The sequence below is a fragment of the uncultured Gimesia sp. genome (assembly GCF_937910335.1).
Classification (GTDB): domain Bacteria; phylum Planctomycetota; class Planctomycetia; order Planctomycetales; family Planctomycetaceae; genus Gimesia.
Genome location: NZ_CALEMX010000515.1, coordinates 1 through 4,539 on the forward strand (window position 1 = coordinate 1; position 4,539 = coordinate 4,539).

A 4,539-nucleotide genomic window follows, 5' to 3' on the forward strand; every position below is an offset into this window, starting at 1 on the left:
CAGTAGAATTCTGCCTTAAGCTTTCGAAGATGCCAGATGAGAAAGGCTTTAGCTACCGACTACCAACTGAGGCTGAATGGGAATATGCGTGCCGAGCGGGAACAACGACAAAGTTTAGTTTTGGTGATGATGATTCGAAGTTAGGTGATTACGCATGGTATTTTAAAAATTCAAGTTTAAAAACTCATCCTGCAGGTGAAAAGAAACCAAATGCATTTGGATTATATGACATGCATGGCAATGTGTTTGAATGGTGCCAGGACTGGTTTAATGTCTATCCAGGCGATGTTATCACGGATCCGATACAGACACGGGGCCGGATGAAATATCGTGTCATCCGTGGTGGCGGAATAACCAACATCGCCAGCTATTGCTTTTCGTCGGCGCGCCATAATTTAGCACCTGATTTGAGTATTAGTACTCTCGGCTTTCGTGTGGTCCGAATTTCCGACTAGCAAGCCGTCGGAGTTGGAATCGATTGATTTTTGCAGGAATTAGTTAGCATTCGCGTCTTCGTTATTCATAATGACTTATTAGATTGAATGCGATTTCAGGCTTTTCGCAGGCTGGAACAGTTGTAGGCTGAGCTTAGGCCTGTCTCGCTTTATGTCTTTTCAACTGGATTAAAACAGGAAATAGAATCCTCTCATGAAATATTCTGGCTTTAAATTATGCATGCTGCTCTGCCTGCTGAGTCCCTTACTGATGTGGAATTTCTTTGGACTTACTCCGAGTGTAGTCGCCGATCCGGGGCAAAGTAATGGCTCGACCTTGTTGATTCAGGCACCGTCACAAGCACCGTTGCAGGGGCGCTTATTCCGCTGGAAGTTTGATAAGCAGAAAACCTATCATTGGGAAACCACCTCCTATTCCAAGTTAGCTGTGCCCGGTGAGGGAAAGCTGCAGGGGGTTGAAGGGAGCCTGACGCTTGATTTCGACATTCAAGTGCTCAAGCAAAACGCAGCAGCGGGGACCAATGAGCTAAAGTTTAAGCTGACTCGGATCCGGAGTAGTCTTGATTCCCCTCGAAATCGTTATGACTACGATTCCAAAGAGGGAGTGAAAGAGACAGAGCTCAATTTTATGAAAAGACTGGCAGCCGGGACTCTCTCTGACTTGTTGTTGGGCATCGAACTGAAATGCCAGATAAACTCGCGGGGTAAGGTCAGTGATGTCAAAATGGATGAAAAACTAAGGAAAAGAATTCAGGGATTTTACAAATCAGAATCGCCGGGAGTACTACTGGAAGAACGAGGTTTGAACTCTCTGTTTTTTGGTGCATTGATCACCTTTCCCGAGTTGCCTTGTAAAATTGGTGACCATTGGAAGCAATCATATACGACATTAGAAAATGAATTCGGCAGTTTTGTTCTGAACTTCTCTCCCCATTATGTCGGGGCGGTAAAGGTGAAAGACAAGCAGCTTGAGAAGTTCGATCTCCCAGTTCAACTGAAACAGGGTAAGCCATCCTATATACCCATGAAACTGGGTAAACAGGAATCGAGTGGCTACTTCTATTTTGACCCCCAGGCTTCAATTCTGCGTGAGTGCCAATGGAAAGTGGATACAGAAATAGTAATCGATGAGACGGGCGGCAAGCTCCAGATGGTCATGTCGGGAAAATCACGTTTTGGATTTGCAGAAGAATTTAAGAATACGGATTGATCTAATATCCATGAACTGTACCGGAGCCAATTTTTCGTTCCCCCAATCATGGTTGACAGCCAGCAAAGAGTGTCCGCTAGGGCTTTGCGGTTGTTGCGCGGGTTGATAACATTCTACAGGTGGTCGAGGAAATAATTCGATGCAATAGACACGGGGGAAGCGCATGCTGTTATAATAGGCGGCATTCCGAGCCGGGAGTGGTTCCGGGCAATTCCAAATGGAGATTCGACTTAAACGCAACCTGGTCAATCGGGAGGCAGGATGGTTCTGAAACGACTTTTATTGATACTGTCTGCTTTATGTGTATGCGAATCCGCCTCAGTTGCACAATCTGCGACGGGATTTTCAGACTGGAAAATGAATACCGAGCGGATGCCCGATCTTGATGAAATAGAGCGAAATACGCCTGATTCACTGACATTTCGACTGGGGCATGTGATTTTTGCTTATGAGCCCAATGACTGGAAGCGAAGAGGCCGGGAGCAGAAACCAACGAAACTGGAGTCAATGGTTCGGGTCGGTAAAGCAGTTACGGTTTCGGAACCGGATGCTGCATTTCAGGAACTGGTCAATCAGCAGTTGCAACAGAAACAAGCCTTTCAGTTTAAAAAAGCGCGCCTGTCCCAGTGGGGAGAGTCAGGTTATCAGTGGGAGGTGGTCTGGAAGCGGTTTCCCGTTTTTGGAGGCCTCGTGGAAGAGCCTGAGCGGATCAAGATGCTGGTCACTGCTGAGGGAACTCTGATCCCGCATGATCGTTATCTGATCGACACCGTTCAGTTATTGCTCCCCAAACCTGAGTTCAATCCCCAGCAGAATCCCCGCTACCGGAAAACGGAGCACCCTCGAATCTGGCCCTGTTCCAAGCTAAAGCTGGCTACGGGGGATTTGACACCTGAGCGCAGGCTGAATGCGTCCGCGATTGAGGCCCGGGCGCGGATGGCGTTTGAAGATATGCTCAAGACGCTGCATGAAAAACATAAAGCCGAATCCTTTCAGTTCCGGTTCGTGAATGTGCAGACAGCACGACTGCCCTTGAGTCTGAGTACGGAAGGAAAGATCGAGTATGTTGATGTGTGGGCCGTCAATTTTCAGGAAGTACAAAATCAAAAATCGAAAGTGCCCCCGGAACTGTTCACAGTCTGGGTAAAGCAGGATGGAACGGTTGCTGAGTTACGACTGATCGATGAACGAGACAGGAATTGAGCCATGCGTAGTTTATTATTGATGGCGGTCATGCTGATGGTTCTGCTTTCGCCTGTGTGGGGCGATCCAGAGCAGGAACAAACGCTTGATCCGATGTTTGCTCATGGGAGTTGCTATTTAGGATCCGAACCGAATTTCTCTGATCTGGTTCCAGACGCCGATCCGGAAACATCGTTTGATATCGGGCATCTGATTTTCGCATATGCTACGCCTTATCTAGAGGAGGGGGATCGAACTCCTGTCTCACTTGACTCCGTAGTGCCTGTCGCGAAAGTGATGAAACTTGTGGCGCCCGACAAGGCGCTTAAAGCACTCGTCAATCAGCAATTATCTACCAACCATGATTTCGATTTCGAACAAACAGAGCTCGTTTCAATAGAACAGATCGGTTACCGCTGGCAAGTGGTCTGGTCGATTCATCCAAGCCTTGGCGGTTTTACAGGGGTACCTTCTCGTTATCGTGCGCTGGTTTCTGATCGCGGAAAAGTGATTCCCCCGGATCTCTATCTTTACGACGCCTACAATTTAGATCGTCAAGAGAGTCTGTGTTCGAATCTCAAGTTGACGGTCAAACCCAAAACGCAGGAGGTAAAGCTCACTCAGCAGCAGATCGAGAAACAAGGGCGTACCACGTTTCAGAAGTTTCTGAGTCAAATGAAAGTCGCACCGGGGAAGAAACCGCTACGGTTTGAGTTTATGGATTGTCGATCGATTGCATTACCGATGAGTGTCGGCGCGGATGGCGCACTGCAAACACTAAAAGTCTGGGGCGTCAATTTCAAACGAGTGGGAGCGCCGGATGAGGAGCAGAAAGACGAGTTATTTACGGTCTGGCTGTCTGAGTACGGTACCGTTTCCGATCTGAAGCTCTTTTCCCGGGGATGGTAGTTTCAGATTGCCTCCGTTTCCTTTTGAGGGCGAACCCGTGTGATGGTACGAGATCAGCGGGTGCTGGAAGTTGGCAGGGAGGCAATGAACTCGATTGGACGATTCCCATCGGAGCGGTATTCGTGAATTCATCGCGAATCGCAAAATTTGCTCAGTAAGGCAGTTACGATCCTGTCAGCACGCAGGGCGGCACGGATCGATCCGATAGTCGCAATGCGACACGCTAAGTACGCCCTACACGTTCAAGGGGCGTAAGATATGTCTTTTGCATACTCAGATTCGATGACGACAATGACTGTTCCGTTTTCCTCCGGCACTGGATGCCGGTATTTCAGTGAACTCTGTGGTCGAATTGTGTTGCAATTCTTACACGCTGGACGCAAGGGAGATTGCGGCGTTAAGATAATTGATTCTCTGAAAAATAGAGTTCAGTTCAGCCTGCATTGACATGAGAAAGAGCCGATGAAAAAATTCATACTGATTGTGATCTTGATCCTCTTCCAGATGAGTGCTGGCGCACAGACTCAGAGTGATTATCGAGTTCTGCCGAAGAATTTTCATGCGGATAAGAGTCAGCAGATGATGCGGGCTTATCTGCGTGGTCACGTGCATCATGCACTCGATCAACGACTGACGGAACTGGAAGCAGCTCTCGTTTCAAAGAAACCGTTCATCGCATATCAGGAGAAACGGCGCGCTGCCCTGCACCGGTCATTGGGTGAAATGCCGGAACGTTCACCACTCAATGCGCGAGTGACAGGCGTCATCACAGAAAACGGTTTC

General features: G+C 48.2%; 5 protein-coding genes. All 5 read left to right on the forward strand.

Features of this window, described 5'->3' with window-relative positions:
* Positions 1 to 455 (forward strand): formylglycine-generating enzyme family protein (locus Q0668_RS21145; protein WP_298868282.1); only part of this gene is annotated, 455 nt, incomplete at its 5' end.
* A 193-nt stretch (positions 456 to 648) separates the two neighbouring features.
* Positions 649 to 1,665, forward strand: coding sequence for a hypothetical protein (locus tag Q0668_RS21150; protein WP_298868284.1), 1,017 nt, complete (start codon positions 649 to 651; stop codon positions 1,663 to 1,665).
* A 261-nt stretch (positions 1,666 to 1,926) separates the two neighbouring features.
* Positions 1,927 to 2,868: a hypothetical protein gene (locus Q0668_RS21155; RefSeq protein ID WP_298868286.1), complete on the forward strand. Its 942-nt coding sequence runs from the start codon at positions 1,927 to 1,929 to the stop codon at positions 2,866 to 2,868.
* A gap of 3 nt (positions 2,869 to 2,871) precedes the next feature.
* Complete coding sequence (locus Q0668_RS21160) at positions 2,872 to 3,756, forward strand: hypothetical protein (RefSeq protein WP_298868288.1); 885 nt, start codon at positions 2,872 to 2,874, stop codon at positions 3,754 to 3,756.
* A 462-nt stretch (positions 3,757 to 4,218) separates the two neighbouring features.
* A partial coding sequence (locus Q0668_RS21165) for a hypothetical protein (protein ID WP_298868290.1) occupies positions 4,219 to 4,539 on the forward strand: 321 nt, incomplete at its 3' end.